Origin of the sequence: Flavobacterium galactosi (assembly GCF_048158585.1) — a bacterium.
Lineage (GTDB): Bacteria > Bacteroidota > Bacteroidia > Flavobacteriales > Flavobacteriaceae > Flavobacterium > Flavobacterium galactosi.
Map to the genome: position 1 here is coordinate 42,820 of NZ_JBLNKV010000010.1, position 18,133 is coordinate 60,952.

The 18,133-nt window shown below is 32.8% G+C and carries 14 protein-coding genes and 1 pseudogene; 14 read left to right on the forward strand and 1 reads right to left on the reverse strand.

Annotation, left to right across the window (positions count from 1 at the left end):
* The first annotated feature begins 8 nt into the window (after window positions 1-8).
* The 14 genes from ACM55M_RS16915 (at window position 9) to ACM55M_RS16980 (ending at window position 16,388) form a co-directional block, all read left to right on the forward strand.
* Window positions 9-1,175 (forward strand): glycosyltransferase, encoded by a 1,167-nt coding sequence (locus tag ACM55M_RS16915; protein ID WP_416858851.1) that lies wholly within the window; start codon window positions 9-11, stop codon window positions 1,173-1,175.
* A 91-nt stretch (window positions 1,176-1,266) separates the two neighbouring features.
* Window positions 1,267-2,346 (forward strand): glycosyltransferase, encoded by a 1,080-nt coding sequence (locus ACM55M_RS16920; RefSeq protein ID WP_416858852.1) that lies wholly within the window; start codon window positions 1,267-1,269, stop codon window positions 2,344-2,346.
* Window positions 2,347-2,357: 11 nt separating this feature from the next.
* Window positions 2,358-2,897 carry an LbetaH domain-containing protein gene (locus tag ACM55M_RS16925; RefSeq protein WP_416858853.1) on the forward strand — a complete coding sequence of 180 codons (540 nt, stop codon included), beginning with the start codon at window positions 2,358-2,360 and terminating at the stop codon, window positions 2,895-2,897.
* Window positions 2,890-3,708 (forward strand): glycosyltransferase family 2 protein, encoded by an 819-nt coding sequence (locus ACM55M_RS16930; protein WP_416858854.1) that lies wholly within the window; start codon window positions 2,890-2,892, stop codon window positions 3,706-3,708. The genes ACM55M_RS16925 and ACM55M_RS16930 overlap by 8 nt, the downstream gene beginning before the upstream one ends.
* A gap of 199 nt (window positions 3,709-3,907) precedes the next feature.
* Complete coding sequence (locus tag ACM55M_RS16935; RefSeq protein ID WP_416858855.1) at window positions 3,908-4,786, forward strand: glycosyltransferase family 8 protein; 879 nt, start codon at window positions 3,908-3,910, stop codon at window positions 4,784-4,786.
* 134 nt (window positions 4,787-4,920) lie between these two features.
* Window positions 4,921-5,865 (forward strand): UDP-glucuronic acid decarboxylase family protein, encoded by a 945-nt coding sequence (locus ACM55M_RS16940; RefSeq protein ID WP_416858856.1) that lies wholly within the window; start codon window positions 4,921-4,923, stop codon window positions 5,863-5,865.
* A 126-nt stretch (window positions 5,866-5,991) separates the two neighbouring features.
* Entirely contained in the window at window positions 5,992-6,738 is a 747-nt protein-coding gene (locus ACM55M_RS16945; protein WP_416858857.1) for a glycosyltransferase family 2 protein, read from the forward strand.
* Window positions 6,739-6,792: 54 nt separating this feature from the next.
* Window positions 6,793-7,554, forward strand: coding sequence for a polysaccharide biosynthesis/export family protein (locus ACM55M_RS16950; RefSeq protein WP_416858858.1), 762 nt, complete (start codon window positions 6,793-6,795; stop codon window positions 7,552-7,554).
* An 11-nt stretch (window positions 7,555-7,565) separates the two neighbouring features.
* Entirely contained in the window at window positions 7,566-9,887 is a 2,322-nt protein-coding gene (locus tag ACM55M_RS16955) for a GumC family protein (protein ID WP_416858859.1), read from the forward strand.
* A gap of 69 nt (window positions 9,888-9,956) precedes the next feature.
* Complete coding sequence (locus ACM55M_RS16960; protein ID WP_416858860.1) at window positions 9,957-10,385, forward strand: hypothetical protein; 429 nt, start codon at window positions 9,957-9,959, stop codon at window positions 10,383-10,385.
* Complete coding sequence (locus ACM55M_RS16965) at window positions 10,375-11,778, forward strand: exopolysaccharide biosynthesis polyprenyl glycosylphosphotransferase (RefSeq protein ID WP_416858861.1); 1,404 nt, start codon at window positions 10,375-10,377, stop codon at window positions 11,776-11,778. The genes ACM55M_RS16960 and ACM55M_RS16965 overlap by 11 nt, the downstream gene beginning before the upstream one ends.
* A 19-nt stretch (window positions 11,779-11,797) precedes the next feature.
* Entirely contained in the window at window positions 11,798-12,001 is a 204-nt protein-coding gene (locus ACM55M_RS16970; protein ID WP_416858862.1) for a hypothetical protein, read from the forward strand.
* Between the two features lie 161 nt (window positions 12,002-12,162).
* A complete protein-coding gene (gene galE, locus ACM55M_RS16975) occupies window positions 12,163-13,176 on the forward strand; it encodes a UDP-glucose 4-epimerase GalE (RefSeq protein WP_416858863.1) in 1,014 nt (337 codons plus the stop codon).
* A 29-nt stretch (window positions 13,177-13,205) separates the two neighbouring features.
* Window positions 13,206-16,388, forward strand: coding sequence for a chemotaxis protein CheB (locus ACM55M_RS16980; RefSeq protein ID WP_416858864.1), 3,183 nt, complete (start codon window positions 13,206-13,208; stop codon window positions 16,386-16,388).
* A gap of 491 nt (window positions 16,389-16,879) precedes the next feature.
* Here ACM55M_RS16980 and ACM55M_RS16985 read toward each other — a convergent pair.
* Window positions 16,880-17,601: pseudogene (locus ACM55M_RS16985) on the reverse strand (MBL fold metallo-hydrolase); the annotation flags it as partial.
* Window positions 17,602-18,133: the final 532 nt, after the last annotated feature.

The following is an 18,133-nucleotide window of genomic DNA, read 5'->3' on the forward strand; positions in this document are numbered from 1 at the left end:
AAATAGCAATGCATATAGTTCTATTTACCCATCCTGATTTTTTAGGTTCCCAAAGTATGCCACGTTATGCGAGTATGTTGTTGAAGGGAATGCAAGAAAGAGGACACGAGGTAGTTGTTTGGACTCCTAAAGCTCGATTTTACAAACTGCCTTTGATGAAATCCTTGAAAAAATGGCTTGGTTATATCGATCAATATTTTGTATTTCCAATAGAGGTAAAATTAAAACTGCGCAATTGTTCCAATGGTACTCTTTTTGTATTTGTCGATCAAGCCTTGGGTCCCTGGGTGCCTCTAGTGAAGAATAGAAACCATATTGTACATTGTCATGATTTTTTGGCTTTGAAATCGGCCTTGGGAACAATCCCGGAAAATCCAACATCGTTTACAGGTAGGCAATATCAAAATTATATCAGGAACGGTTTTTCAATAGGGAAGTGTTTTATTTCCATTTCTAAAAAAACACAACAAGATTTGCATGAATTGCATCTAGGTAAGATTGTAAGTTCTGTAGTCTGTTACAACGGTTTGAATCGTCCTTTCCATTCTTTATCGTCAGTAGCTTCTCGGGATTTATTGGAAGCTAAGTTAAATATAGTATTATCTAGTGGATATATCATGCACATCGGAGGGAATCAGTACTATAAAAACAGAATAGGAGTAATAGAAATCTATGACACTTGGCGTAGCAATTATAATGGAAAAATACCTTTAGTCTTGATCGGTGAAAAACCCTCGGATGAATTGATAACGTTTAGTCAGAAATCACTTTTCAAAGAAGACATTCATTTTATTACGGACTTATCCGATGACTATATCAACAGTGCTTATTCGGGAGCGAATTGTTTGTTGTTTCCATCCTTAGATGAAGGTTTTGGCTGGCCCATTATTGAAGCAATGGCTTCAGGATGTCCTGTCATAACTACGAATAAAGCTCCCATGAACGAAGTAGGCGGAATGGCAGCTTATTATATTGACAAAAAACCAACAAATACTGCTCATTGGCAACAATGGAAAGAGGATGGAGCGAATATGTTAGAAAAGGTATTATCATTAAACACATTTCAACGAAACGAGGTGATTGAAAGATCTTTAAACCAATCTCAAAAATTTACTACGGAGTATTCCTTAAATGCCATTGAAGCCATGTATAAAGAAATCAAGCTAATTGTATGAAATCGCCATTAACAACAAGTTTGCGCATGCAAACACCGATAAATAAAAAGGCGATACCATGTTTGAACACTGACAAATAAATTTTACATATATGAAAGTAATTCACTTTATTGCCGGAATTGATAAAACAGAAGGAGGAACTACAGAGTACATGCGATTATTAAGTTCTACGTTAAAAAATCATGTGGAACTTATTGTTGTTACTGGAATTTCAGCACATCCGATAGTTATTTACGGGGTAAATATCAAATTTTTTAAAACAAGTGTTTTACGATGGTTTTCCATGATAAAAGAATTTTCTGTTTTTTTAGAAAAAGAAAAACCCAACCTTGTTCATATTAATGGGATTTGGAGTCCCCAAAACTGGGGCTTTCAAAAAGCGGCTCAAAAACTAGGAATTAAAGTGATTGTTTCTCCTCATGGTATGCTGGAACCTTGGATCATGGCACATAATCCATTGAAAAAAAAAATCGCCTTGTTTTTATACCAAAAAAAAGCCATACAACGGTCTGTATACCTACATGCAACTGCACAAATGGAAGCCAAAAATATCCAAGCTTTAGGTTTTACAAAACCTATTTGTATTATTCCCAACGGTATTGATTTAACTGATGTAAAAGAGATTAAAAAAGATTATGGAACCAGAAAAATGGTGTTTTTATCTAGAATTCATCCTAAGAAAGGGATAGAATTATTATTAGAAGCTTGGCGCAATAGTAATACAAATGGTTGGATACTGGAAATTGCGGGTAATGGTGATGAAAATTATATCGTACACTTAAATCAAAGTGCCCAGGATTTACAAAATGTTCATTTTGTAGGTGCAAAATACGGTGAAGCCAAATGGAATTTTTTACGATCTGCAGATGTTATGGTGCTGCCCACTCATAGCGAGAATTTTGGCATTGTAGTGGCCGAGGCTCTAGCAGTAGGGGTTCCGGTAATAACAACTCAAGGCACACCTTGGGAAGATTTAGAAATACACCAATGTGGTTGGTGGATTAATTTATCGGTTTCAAATTTAGAAAAAACCATAGTAAAAGTAACACATACCTCTCCAGAAGTTTTGAAAACAATGGGAAATCATGGACGTAGTCTTGTTTCAGAAAAATACGAGATAAAAGCGGTAGCAAATAAAATAATTGATTTATATCAAAAAGTACTTAATTAAAAAGCAACATATTGGATTTATCTACATATAGTCACTCCTTTAGTTTAAAAAACAAAATTTCGAGATTGGTTTGGAATGTTGTTCGTTTAATTTTATTTCGCCCATTTGCCTCCAGATTATTTAAAAAATGGAGAGTTTTAGTACTGAAATGTTTTGGTGCAAAGATAGAATGGTCCTCGCATATCTATGCCTCGGTAAAAATATGGGCTCCCTGGAATTTAGAAATGGGTACTAATTCTACTCTTGGACCTAATGTAGATTGCTATAATCAAGGAAAAATAAGCATTGGTACCAATACGATAGTTTCACAAAAAACATATCTATGCGCTTCTTCTCACGACTATACTAAAAAAGGTTTCCCTTTAATATTAAAGCCAATTGTAATAAGAAATGGGGTTTGGGTCGCGGCAGATGTCTTTGTAGGGCCTGGAGTAATCATAGGAAATAATGCTGTAATTGCTGCGCGTGCTGTAGTTATCAAAGATGTGGAGGAAAATGCCATAGTAGGAGGGAATCCTGCCAAAATTATAAAATCGAGAAGTTTTGAATAAAATTCCTATTACCGTAATCGTTTCAGTCAAAAACGAAGAATTAAATTTACCATCTTGTTTGGAAAAATTAATGCGATTTGCTCAAATAGTTGTGGTGGATTCAGGTAGTACTGATGATACAATGAACATTGCAACCGCTATGGGAGCCGAAGTAGTACAATTTCAATGGGATGGTAAATTTCCTAAAAAACGCAATTGGGCGCTGCAAAATGCAAACCTTCTCTACGAATGGATTTTGTTTCTTGATGCCGATGAATTTGTTACAGATGAATTTGTCAATGAAGTAGCAATTAAAATCCAAGATCCTCTTTACAATGGCTACACCATACAGTTTGAAAACTATTTTATGGGAAAGAAACTGAGGTATGGCTATGGGTTTCAAAAGTCGGCTCTTTTTAAAAAATCCAAAGGAGCCTATGAAAAAATTGAAGAAGATTTGTGGAGCCATTTGGATATGGAAGTACACGAACATCCTATTATAGAAGGCAAGGTTGGAGTGATTAATGCCAAGGTTGTTCATAAAGATTTTAAAAACTTGGATCATTATATTGCCAAACACAATGCTTATTCCACTTGGGAAGCCCAAAGATATCTGCAACTTCAGCAATCTAAAAACAGTGATTTATCCTTAAATCAAAAAATTAAATACAGTCTTCTCAATACAGGATTACTTCCTGCTGTCTATTTTATAGGAGCCTACTTTTTAAAATTCGGCTTTTTAGATGGTAAGGAAGGTTTTTATTTAGCTCGTTTTAAAGCACATTACTTTTTTCAAATACAGACGAAGGTTGAATCATTGAAAGTGAAATGATGTTAATCAGTTGGTTATAGTGTTTTTAGGTGTTAAAAACACTGTGGTTGAATTTAAAAGAGGCTATGAATTGTGCCAATATTTATAGCAAACAAAAAACCAAATTAGGAATATACAATTGCATTTAGAGGTTTAATACTAAATATTTGGAACTGAACATAAAAATAATTTAGTGGGTAATTAAATTAATAAAAAAAACATGAACATAGCATTTAACATTAATAGGTTAGCAATGATAGGTCTTGGAGTGACCTTAAATTCTCTATTAGAAAACTGTTCTAATCCCAAAAAAATAAATATTTATATTTTATGTGCTGATCTAAATCAAGATGATAAAGAAAATATTTATAAGTTATTATTTAAATACGGTTTAACCAATGTAGAATTAATCGATTTTAATGCTAAAAAACATTTTGGGAATTTTAAATCTTTACAAGGAGATTGGACACCTTATGGTAGATTATTATTACAGGATTATATTCTGGAAGATACGGTATTGTATTTAGACGCTGATCTTGTTGTTGAATTAGATGTCTTATCACTAGAGGGGTTTGATTTTCAGGGTAAAGCAATTGCTGCCGTGAATGGAGGACCTATTCGATATTCATTAGAAAATCTGTTTTTTTGCGATGAGATTGGAATAAATCCAGAATTGGCCTCATTTAATTCAGGAATACTTTTAATGAATTTAAAAGTTTGGCGCGAAAATGATATTAAAAATCAGTGTTTAACTTTCGGAAGAAGTTATCCAAATAAATTAAAATCTGCTGATCAAACGATACTTAATGGTTTGTTCGCTGGAAATTTTGCTTATTTACCTGATGAATTCAATCTCGCTTGGTATGCTCATATTAATAGACCACTGAGTAAAAAAGCAACTTTACATTTTGTAGGCTCTCCAAAACCTTGGGATTTATTTGGAAGATATTTTCACAGGGGATTTTCAGTTTGGAAAAGTTACTTGGATGCAGATTGGGAAAAAGCATATTATAACTACAATTATAATGATTTTTTAAGAGTATGGCATATAAGGAAATCATATGCTAGATCATTCATTTTAAAAAACAAAATAAAATAAAATTTTCAGGAGATTTCATAAATAAATTAGAATTATTTCCTGTTTAAATCGGGACTTATTTAAAAGTTACAGTTTGATTTCGGGAGGAGAATTTTTCTTTTATCCCAGAATATAAAAACCTTAAATAGATTAAAATGAAAAAGATATTAATAACTGGAGGAGCTGGATTTGTTGGTTCCCATTTATGCAAAAGATTATTGAATGAAGGTAATGAAGTGATTTGTTTAGACAATTACTTTACAGGAGCCAAATCCAATATTATTGATCTACTAGATCATCCTTATTTTGAAATGGTGAGACACGACATTACAGAGCCTTATTATGCTGAAGTTGATGAGATTTACAATCTGGCTTGTCCAGCATCTCCAGTGCATTACCAATATAATCCAATTAAAACGATTAAAACATCTGTGATGGGAGCTATTAACGTGTTGGGATTAGCAAAACGCGTCAAGGCCAAAGTGTTGCAAGCCAGTACGAGTGAAGTGTATGGAGATCCTCTTGTACATCCCCAAACCGAAAGCTATTGGGGGCATGTGAACCCAATAGGTATTCGTTCCTGCTATGATGAAGGCAAGCGCTGTGCCGAGACTTTATTTATGGATTATCACAATCAAAATAAGGTAGCCATTAAAATCATTCGAATTTTTAATACCTATGGACCCAATATGAATCCTGTAGATGGGAGAGTAGTTTCTAATTTTATTGTACAAGCTTTACAGGGAAAAGATATTACTATTTTTGGGGATGGTTTACAAACGCGTTCGTTTCAATATGTAGATGATTTGGTAGAAGGCATGATTCGAATGATGGGGTCAGATCCAGCCTTTTTGGGGCCGGTAAATTTAGGAAATCCAAATGAATTTACGATGCTCGAATTGGCTCAGGCAATTATTGAATTGACGGTTTCCAAATCAAAAATCATCCATCTGGATTTGCCACAAGATGATCCCAAACAAAGACAACCCGATATTTCTCTGGCTAATGAAAAACTAGAGGGCTGGGAACCCAAAATACAATTGCGTGAAGGCTTGATTACTACTATCAGCTATTTTGACAAGCTATTGTTAAATCAATAAAAGACTTCTTTTTTACAAAATATCACGATTTATTTCTACTGTTTTTTTCTCAATTTCTTATTGAGGAATCAGCCTTTTATGCTCTAAAAAGTTCAAGACAGTATTTTAATCCTAAAAATAAATTTTATGCGAATTACTGTAATAACGGTATGTTACAATCGAAAAGCTACTATTGAAAAAGCCATCAAAAGTGTGTTGGAACAAAATTATCACAATATAGAATACATTATTATTGATGGCAATTCTACAGACGGGACAAAAGAAATTATTGAGTCTTATCGGGATAAAATAAGCCAATATATCTCAGAACCTGATGAAGGTATGTATGATGCCATAAACAAAGGACTCAAATTGGCAACAGGTGATGTTATTGGTTTGATGCATTCTGATGATGAGTTTTATGATAAAAATGCCATTACTAAAATTGTAGCTCGTTTTAATTATGACCCAAGTACAGAAGGCGTTTATGGCGATGGTGTTTATGTATCGAATGATACTGAAGAGCGCTTGATTCGGAACCGTATTGGAGGCGCTTTCAGCCTACAAAAAGTCAAGTCGGGTTGGCTGCCTTTGCATCCTACCGTCTATTTGAAGAAAACTATAATCGATAAATATGGTTTATATAACCTTGATTTTAAAATAGCCTCCGATACCGAATTTTTACTGCGCTATTTGTATAAATACAAAATTAAGATGGACTATATCAATGCTTATATCGTTAAAATGCGAATGGGTGGCATGAGCACCAATACAAAACGCGCTTTTGAAGTTTTATATGAAGATTACAAAATATATAGATACCACGGCTTAACTGCATTTCTGGTTGTCTTTCTTAAAAAATCTATTGCTTTAAGGCAGTACTTAGTTCATTAATCATTTCGGTAAAATTAACATTAATTTAAATTACTCACATAAACAATAATTACCATGAAAAAAATCCTCCTAACGATAATTCTATTGCTTTTATTTCTGCAGTCTTGCACCACAAAGAAGCAGATGTTGTATTTACAAGATTTAGATCAGTATTCTAATTCGACTCTGACTTATGCAACCGCTAAAATACAACCTAATGATATCTTAAAAATTGATGTGAGTGATCTCAATCCTGTAGTGGCTGCACCATTTAACATTAATGTGGGATCTAGTGCACAATCATCTGTAGAAATGATGAAGTTAACAGGTTACTTAGTTAATCCTTCAGGGAATATTACCATGCCTATTTTAAATGAAATTAATGTTGGTGGTTTAACACCTTCTAAAGTGGAGACTAAAATAAAAGATCGTCTAATAAAAGAGGGATATTTAGTTAGTCCTACAGTATTGGTTCGAGTCCTCAATAATAAATTTACCATTTTGGGAGAGGTTAAATCTCCGGGTGTAATACCTTTTACCGAAGAATCCATTAGTATACTCGATGCAATAGGATTGGCAGGGGATCTTACTTATTCGGGAATTCGAAAAGATGTTATGTTAATTAGAGAGATTGACGGTAAACGTTTGGTTTATCATGTTGATTTAACGACAGCTTCATGGATGTCTGATCCAGATTATCGAATTAGACAAAATGATGTTATTATGGTAAAACCTAATAAGCTAAAAGCAAATAGTGGAGGTTTAATCAAAGATCCGATACAAGTGATGGGTTTAGTAGCCTCTCTTTTAGCAGTTGTTTTACTAATTACAAATTAAATAAAAATTATATGGATTTTAAAAAAGAATTTTTCAAGTATTTCCAGTTTTGGCCTTGGATAATGGTTAGTTTAATTTTGTGTGTGGGTGCTGCCTTTTATTATATCAAAACAGCATCACCTACTTATCAAACATCAGCACTAATCAATATTGATAAAAAGCAGGAGGAAAATGCAAAAATAAACACTTTTAGCAAGGAGAGTGTTGAGAAAAAAGAGGTTGACTTGAATGACGAAATAATACTTGTCACTTCTAATGATTTCTTATCAAAAGTGGTTAACAGTTTGCAACTGAATATTAACTATTTTGAAAAGGGATATATCCAAAATAAAAGTATAAATGACGTTCCTTTTGTTATTAATACGACTGTATCAAATGATTTGTTACCTGAAATAGGATATGATGTTAAAATAGTAAAAGAAGGATTCCTTATAAGTAATCCTGTTGCTGAAAAGAGTTATTTAATTCGCGGTCATAGTACTAGTCAAGCCTTTGAAGGTTTGCCTTTCACGATTCAATTGACTTCTAAGGCTAAGCAGAATCTTTCTTATTATCTAAGTAAAGAGTATGTTGTCAATATTGAACCTACTGCATCAGCAATAAAAAATTTAAAATCTGGACTTAGTGTTAATACATCTGAAAGTCAAAACACAAACTTACTTTTGACTCATGAAGGAACAAATCCTGAACGTTCCCGAAAAATTTTAGATGAACTTATTGTATTGCTGGATAAAAATATTGTTTACAACAAACAAAAGTTGTTTAACAATACAGTTTTATACTTAAACCAACGGATAGCAGTTTTTTCAAAAGAAAAAGACTCTATTGAAAGTGTGAAAGAGAATTATTTGCAAAATAATGACATATTGGTTTTGGATAAATATATTGTAGATAAAACTAATGTTAAGAATCTTAAAAAAGAGAGTTCCATGCTCAATGAAAGACAAATTGCATTAACAAAATTTGCAATTAATGATATAAGAAGGACAAGTAGTACTTCTGCTTTGGGTACGGGTTACAACTTAGAAGCACCTACTGTCAATCAATTACTTTTAAATTATAACGCTAGCATATTGGAAAGTGAGCTTATCTTACAGCGAGCGCAAAAGAATAATCCGACCTATCTTAATTTAGTAGTGCAATTAAAGATGCAAAAACAAGCTATTTTGAATACTTTGGATGGATATTTAAACTTTCTAAATCAAAACAATGCTGCAAACAGATCGGAACAAAATATCGCCAATTCAGAAGCTAAAAGCATTCCTACAAAAGATAGGGTATTAGGTAATATTAATAACAATATTGACTTGAAAGAGGTAACTTATTTGGCTTTATTACAAAAAAGAGAAGAAGCCATCTTGAATGGTGCCGTTTTAGAATCTAATTTAAAAACCATAAATCCATCTCAAACCAATTATTCGGCTATTTTCCCGCAGCCCAAATCCTTTATGATAGGTGCTTTTATGTTTGGTTTACTTCTTCCTCTTGGAATCAAATATCTTAATTTACAGTTGGATACCAAAATACACAACGAGGAAGATATCCAGAAACTATTTTCTCATATTCCTTTTCTAGGAATTATTCCTAAAGTAGATGATTCTGAAAAGTTAGATAATACGGCTACTTCACGTTCTATGATAGCAGAGGCAACACGTACTTTATTTTCTAACATATCCTATTTACTACCCAAAAAAAAGGAGCAGAAAGGAAATGTATTATTGTTTTGCTCTTCTATTCAGGGAGAAGGAAAATCTTTTTCTGCCTTTCATAGCGCTGTAACCATTAGTAATCTTAATAAAAAAGTATTACTTATTGGTGCGGATTTAAGAAATCCCCAATTGCATGATTATTTTAATATTGAAAAAAGCAATTTTGGCCTCTCTAATTTCCTGTCCAATAAAAGTGATGACTGGAAAGAATTCTTGGTGAAAAACACTAATTTTTCTGAAAATCTAGATACGCTCTTCTCGGGAGAAATCCCTCCTAATCCGACTCAATTATTAACCAATACCAATTTTGAATTATTGATTGAGGAGGCAAAAGATCTTTATGATTTTATAATTATAGATTCTGCTCCTGTTCAAATGGTGTCTGACACACTCAATTTTAGTTATTTGGCTGATGTGACGGTGTTTGTTATGAGATACGATTTTACGGATAAGAGTGCTTTATTTCAGCTAAACAATTTTATTAAAAAAGAGCAATTGAAAAATGTTGGTATTGTTATTAACGGAGTAATTATGAAAAATGAATATAATTATGGCGCAAACTACAGTTATCAGTATCAAGAAAAAGAGATAAAGAAGCCTTGGTTTAAAAAAAGTTTAAGTTAATAATTTTTCTTTCTGCAAATTTATCTTAAGCAATAAAAGCACTTATTTACTAAAATTAAACATTACAAAATGTCTAAAAAAATAGTCCTATTCCTATTATTTTTTGTAATTGCTACCGTTTTTTATTTTTCCTGGTTGTCAAATCCTAGTTTGGAGAGTGAAACCTATTTACCTAAATGGCTTTTGAACTGGAGTAATGATTATTATAATTTACGTACTGCTATTCCTTTTGTATTTGTAGGCTTCCTATTAGAAGCCTATACGGAACACATGAGTTCAAATCGAATAAATCATAATAAAAATTCAAATTTCATGCAAAACATAGGTATTGCAACAATTATCGTTTGCATAGCCGAAGGAGGACAATTTTTAGTTCAAAAAAGAAATCCAGATTTAATGGATGTTTTTTTTGGAATACTAGGAAGTTTCATAGGAGGACTAGGATATTATTTGGTTAATACGGTAATGAACTTTAAAAGATTAAGAAATGCGAAATAGACATAAATTCACCTTCATAATTAGCTGTGCTGTTGCAGACATGGCTGCTATGGTATTGGGTACTATGATATTTTTGAAGTTTGCCACTGAAGCGGATGTTACTTGGAATGCTTTGTTTGTTAATAAAATGATTCCAATTACGATATTGAGCTGGTTATTTTCAGTTTCCTATTTCCGATTGTATCGAATGGATACCCTTTATTTTAGTTTAGAAGATTTTTTCCGCAATAGTTGGCGTGCGTTTTTGATACAAAGAATCCTTTGGTATAGTTACATTTATTTTTTTTATGATTATAAACTATACGTCTTTGAAGGTAATGCCAATTTATTGCAATTGAGCTTTTTGCTGTTCTATTTTTTGTTATCCAGAATTCTGTTTACCCTAGTAATAGTAAAAATTAAAAGATGGGTTGCTAAACGTTATACAGTTGCAATATGGGGATTTAATAAAACGAGTATTGAATTAGCGTCTCATTTGGAAACCAATTCCTATTTTATCCACTTTGTGGGTATTCTCAACGAAAGTTCGTCATTGGACCATGAGACGCAAGATGATTTTACCACTGCACTTTCTAATGCTATTAATTACGCATCTGAAGAGAATATCAGTGAGTTATACATTGTGGCAAAGCCTGATTTTATTTCAGATTTGAATTATTTCTTTGAACTTGGAGATAAGCTTTGTATGCGTTTAAAATTCGTTCCTGATTTTTCATCCATTTCAAAACATCATTTTAGTGTAAGCAATTTTAATAATTTCCATGTTATATTACCCCGTAATGAACCACTACAAAATGCTTACAATCGGTTAACCAAAAGAGCGTTCGATATTGTTTTTAGTATACTGGTCATTTGTTTCGTCTTGTCATGGCTGTATCCTTTATTAGCATTTCTTATTAAAAAACAAAGCAAGGGTCCTGTATTATTCAAACAAATGCGAACCGGTAAAAAAAATGAACCCTTCTACTGTTATAAATTCCGAAGCATGTTCATCAATGTGGGTGATGAAAGTCAACAAGCTAAAAAAGTCGATGCCCGAATCACTCCAATTGGTAAATTCATTCGTCGTACCAGTTTGGATGAGATGCCTCAATTTTTCAATGTTTTGATAGGGAATATGAGTGTTGTTGGACCACGACCTCACATGATTAAACACACTACAGACTACAATGGCCATATTAATAATTTTATGGTGCGTCATTTTGTCAAACCTGGAATTACTGGTCTGGCCCAGGTTTCGGGTCTTAGGGGAGAAACTAAAAAAGTTTCTGACATGAAACGCCGCGTGACTACAGACATCGAATATGTACAGCGTTGGAGTCTCATCACTGACGTTAAAATATGTTTTCTAACAGTTATAGTAACCTTGAAAGGGGATAAAAATGCTTTTTAAATTTTAAAAAATAGAACTTATGGACTTTACTAATTATTTTATTGGATTACTCACAGGAGTTTCCATAACTGCCTTCTTTATAGGTAAAGAATTGTATAAATATTATACAAAATACACGATTCAACAAAAACAGTTGAATAGAATTTTGAAATTGAATGATAAAATTCAAAAATTCAAAAATTTGAAGTCAGTTAAAACGCCAAATTTTAATGCTAGCATGTAGTTTTGTTTTCTTGTGTGTATTTTTCCACGGATCCTCGTGGATTGAAAAGAATCCAGAATGCACATTAAGTCAGCAATAGATAGATTGTTTATATAAATCAATCTATTGTTTAGGGAATACTCTTGATAATATTTATTTGAATGTAATTAATAAAATGAATTATGAAAATAGTAGTGTCAGGAGGTTTAGGATATATTGGTTCTCATACTGTTGTCGAATTACTGAATGAAGGTTTCGTAGTTGTCATTATTGATGATCTTTCTAATTCATCCGTTGAAGTTTTAGACGGAATTATACGGATCACAAAAAAGATTCCAATATTCGAAAATTTTGATTTAAGAGAGAAAAACAAAGTGCAGCAATTCTTTAAAAAGCACTATGATGTGGCAGGATTCATTCACTTTGCTGCTTCAAAAGCGGTTGGAGAAAGCGTCCAAAAACCGTTGTTGTATTACGAAAACAATCTAGCTCCCTTAATTTATATTTTACAAGAATTACAAGAAAAACTTGTGGCTAATTTTATTTTTAGTTCCTCTTGTACCGTTTATGGTCAGGCAGAGTCCATGCCAATAACTGAAATGGCTTCCATTCAACCAGCGGTTTCGCCTTACGGGAATACCAAACAAATTGGAGAAGAAATCATCAAAGACGTTGCAAAAGTAAGTAGCTTAAATGCTGTTTTGTTGCGTTACTTTAATCCAATAGGTTCACATTCTTCCTTAGAAATAGGAGAATTACCTATTGGAATCCCTCAGAATCTAGTGCCTTATATTATGCAAACAGGTATGGGCTTGCGTAAGGAATTATCCGTTTATGGAGATGATTATCCTACTATTGATGGTACTTGTGTTCGCGATTATATTCATGTTGTCGATGTAGCAAAAGCACATGTTGTTGCCATACAACGATTGATAAATGGAAAGAATTTAGAACAGGTTGAAATATTTAATCTAGGGACAGGTAGGGGAAGTTCTATATTAGAAGTAATTCAAACTTTCGAAAAAATTAGTGAACAAAAATTACCCTACAATATTGTAAATCGAAGGAAAGGAGATGTAGTCATGGCCTATGCCAATACAGAAAAGGCCAATGCCATTTTAGGATGGAAAACAAAATTAACTCTAGAAGATGCTATTGCAAGTGCCTGGAATTGGGAAAAAAAAATTCGAAAATAGTAATTCAAATCACTGTAATACAATGTTTTATGAATGACAAAGAACCCAACTATATTATCGCTATCGGTGCTTCAGCTGGAGGCTTGGAAGAGATAAATACTTTTTTCGAGTATACACCTCTTGATGGGGTGGCTTATGTCATTGTACAGCATTTATCATCAGATTTTAAAAGTCGTATGGTCGAATTATTGTCAAAGCATAGCCGTCTGTTAGTTAAGGAGGCTATGCAAGGAATGATTGTTTGCACCAACATAGTCTATCTTATTCCAAATGATAAGTTTATGACTATAAAAGACGATAGACTCTATTTGACGGATAAAGACAAAATACGTGGTCCACATCTCACAATAAACACATTCTTTAATTCTCTTGCGGCCGACAGTGGCAAAAAAGCGATTGGTATCATACTTTCAGGATTGGGTTCGGATGGCAGTGAAGGCATCAAATCTATAAAAGAAGCTGGCGGAATGACTATTGCACGAAATCCGGAATCAACCAAATTTAGCAGTATGCCTAGCCATGCTATAGCTACCGATATGATTGATTTTATTTTGGAGCCTCAATTTATGCCAACTGCTATAGAGTCATATGTGAAACAAAATGATGAAATATCTGAAAGCAATAAATCGGATGAAAAAAACATCAGTGCAATTATTGACTATATACACCAAAAATTGCCTTTTGATTTTTCAGATTATAAAATGACAACCATACTCCGACGGACTAAAAGAAGGGCTGCATCGGTTAATATTTATAATCTCAAAGATTATTTGCTCTTTTTGAAGGATACTCCCGAAGAAGTCAAGGTTCTGTCTAAAGATTTTCTAATCAGTGTCACTTCATTCTTTCGGGATACTGAAGCTTTTGAATTCGTACAAAATACTGTTTTGCCACGAATACTGGAAAATCTCTCGCCTAATGACGAAATTAAGTTGTGGATAGCTGGTTGTGCCACAGGTGAAGAAGCATATTCTATGGCCATTTTGCTAAAAGAACTCTTAACAGGGAAATTTAAGGACACTATTGTCAAAATTTTCGCAACCGACATTGATTCGGCTGCATTACTCTATGCGGGTAAAGGGATGTATGCTTCTGATAGGGTAAAAGGCATTAGTCAGAAACGACTTAAACAGCATTTTAATTTTGACGGAAACAATTATGTAATTAAGGCTGAAATTCGCGAGATGCTGATATTTGCACAACATGACCTGGTAAAAAACCCACCATATTCCAACATGCATTTCATTAGTTGTCGTAATTTGTTGATATATATGACACCCGTTCTTCAAAAAAAAGTATATACTATGCTTTTATTCGGACTTAAAACAAATGGCTTCCTATTTTTGGGCTCAAGTGAGAATCCATTAATAATTATTGACAATTTGCAAATAATCAATAAAAAGTGGCGTATTTATAAAAGCCTTAAAGATAACCGCTCTCCTAAAACTGATATGTTTGTATTGCCTGAACTCATTAATTTACGACAAATTACAACAATCAAGAATGAGATTTCTAAAAACATGAATAATTCTTTAACGGAAACAATAAACACAACTCTTGCAAATCAGATAGGATATCTTGCTATTTGCGTGGATCAGGAAAACACGGTAATCAAATCGTATGGAAACACCTCAAAATATCTACTGGCGAAAAATTTTAATACAAATCTCCCTGAATTATTGCCACGCGCATTGGCAGTGGCCTATAATACGCTGAGTAAAGAAGCCTTCAAAAATGAAGAACGCACATGTGTAAAAGGTATATTTGTCAAGCATAATGATGTGGTAATGGAAGTAAACCTGTCTGTAAACCCAATTTTGATTGACGGTCATCAACAAAAAGGCTTGATTGTAATTTTTAATGATGACGAATCATCTCGCCCCGCAAAACAGAAATACCCTATATTTGATGAAATAACCTATAACGAAAGTTATACTCAAGCATTAGAAGCAGAATTAAAAGAAGTTAAAAATAAGCTTCAGGCTTCTTATGACAAATTAGACGCGTCCAATGAAAATATGCAGTCTTTTAATGAGGAGTTGATTTCTGCCAACGAAGAAATGCAAAGTACTAATGAAGAGATGCAATCAGTTAATGAAGAGTTGCATACTATAAATACCGATTATCATTTAAAAAATAAAGAACTGCTGGAAATCAATGACGATCTTAATAACTATTTCAGGAGCAATATTAACGGACAACTTTTTATTGATAATGATTTGAAATTGATGAAGTTTTCGCCTGGTGCAGTAAAGCACATCAATTTGCTAGATACTGATATCGGGCGTCCAATCAATCACATATCAACAAATATAAAATTTGATACCATCATTGAAGATACAAGGTTGGTCTTGGAGAAAGGGATTGTAATCAGTAAGGAAATTGAAACGAACAATGGGAAATGGTATCAAGTGATGATAATGCCTTACGTTCAATCAAGTAATAAGAATAATGGAGCTATTATTACTTTTAATAATATCACTGAACTGAAAAAAACGCAGTACGAACTCAATAAAAAAAACCAGAGTCTTATACGCATTAACACAGATCTTGACCATTTTATACATGCTGCATCACATGATCTCTTAGCTCCTCTGGGTAATATTGAAGGGAGTATTGAAATGTTGAATGATATAAAAATATCAGACACCAACTTCTCAGAATTTTTATTTATAATCAATAGTTCAATCAAGACATTTCGGGCGCTGATAAAAGATATATCTATCATAGCCAAAGTGGAAAACGATATGATTGAAACAGAAAAAGTCGATCTCGACGAAATCATAGACAATATAGAATGGAGTCTGAAAGATAAAATTGCACTATCAGGAGCAAAAATCACACGGCAGCTTAAGATTAAAGAAATTCTTTTTTCTAAGAAAAATATGCGAAGTATATTATATAATCTTATTTGCAACTCTATAAAGTTTAGAAGCAAACAACATCCAATAATAACAATCAATGCATTGCAGGAGGGTAATTACTGCGTTTTAACAGTATCCGATAATGGCATTGGAATCTCTGAAAAAGGACTCCCTAAAATTTTTGATATATATGGCAGACTGCATCAAGATATTGAAGGCAGTGGCATTGGCTTATACCTTGCAAAAAAAATAATTAATGCAGCGGGAGGTAACATCGTTGTAGAAAGTAAACTGGGAGTAGGCACAAAATTTATTATTTATATGAATCAAGAATTGATTGAAGCGTGATTTAACAAGTCAGTAAATATAGATCTGCTTTTTATAAAATGATTCTATGCTGATTATCCCTAAAAGTTTCTTGCAAATTCTAGGGATATTGACCACCCAATTCTAATTTAAAGTGACCACCTCCTTTTTTCATTAAAAACTACTTTTTTATTAATTATTTCAAAGCTTGATTCTTGGACTTCAAATAAAGAAACATACTTCTTTGCCGTATATCTAGAAAGCTATAAGTAGCTATTTCATACCATTACAATAGAATTTAATTACTTTTCTAATTTTATTGATGTCAGATGTTTTTGTGCCATAATCCGTATTTTTTTAACAAATATATGATTCTAACAACATGAAATAATTAATAGTCTTAGTATCTAATTTTCCTCAAAATTTGGTAGTCAGTTTACTCCGAAACTGCTGATCACTTTAAATTGGGTAGTGGGGTAAATTTCTGTAATCAGATTGAGTTCCGCTGGTTTCCAAAATTTTCCATTTCATTTTGCAAAATCGCCATTGATACCAATATTTATGGATTGTGGCACATAACCTTTTGCAAAATCACCATTATCTCTGGTGTCTAGAATTAAAGCTCCCGTTTCTTCCGCTACAGCTTCAACTTCGCTTGCATTAATCGGTCTCATTCCGTTATTGAAAACATTTTCAAAACTTTCAATTCCTTTTTTGTTCATAGCAACATTCATTTCAAAATAGGCTGGAGGTGGCAATCGTGAGCAGGATATACGATTACCTCATCAGCCAGCGTCATTACTTTGTTTCTTAACGAATGGAATAATATGGCTGCTAATTCGTTTTGATTCATGTGGGCAGCTTTTTGAACTAAATCTGGGCGACCAACATCACCAATGAATAAAGTATCTCCAGAGAAAATGGCGTGGTCTTTTTCGTTTTCATCTATTAATAAATATGAGGTACTTTCCATTGTGTGACCTAGCGTGTGTAATACCTTTATTTTGATGTTGCCAATTGCGAATTCCTTGTCGTCTTTGGCAGAAATAAATTCAAATTCAGGATTAGCATTTGGACAATATACAATTACAGCACCTGTTTTTTTACTCAAATCTAAATGTCCGGAAACAAAATCAGCATGGAAATGGGTTTCGAAAATGTATTTTAATTTCACACCATCTTTTTCCAATCTTTCCATGTAAGGTTCTGTTTTACGAAGTGGATCAATAATGGCAGCTTCTCCATTTGAAGTAATTTAGTAGGCACCTTGTGCTAAACATCCTGTGTATATTTGCTCCATTTTCATTTTCTTAAATTTTCGTTATTTAATTATAATACAAAGATATAACATGAATTTAAGGAAGATAGTGACAAATGTTACACAACAAAAAAAGTTGCTGTAATTGTAAATTTTTTAAAATATAATTCTTGTGTTTTCTGGGGATTGTAACGCATAACTAATTTTTAAAAAATAAAAACACCAGCTATTAACTGGTGTTTCTATCATTAATTAATAGTGATTTAATATTTATTTTGATATGGTGTTTTGTTCTACTACTTTCCGATGCAGAAATTAACAGCCCAGTATTTACTGAGGTTTACAGATTTTTAGGTACAAATCTGAACAAAATAAGACAAAAGTATAAACAAACAAACTTTTATCCATTGTTTCAGTTGGAAGGAAGTTTTTTTTGTTAATCCTCAGTAATAAATCTTTTAAAAGAACACATTAGCCCAATGGTTAGAGCAAAGTTATAATTTTTTTGATGATAATTTAAATTATATCG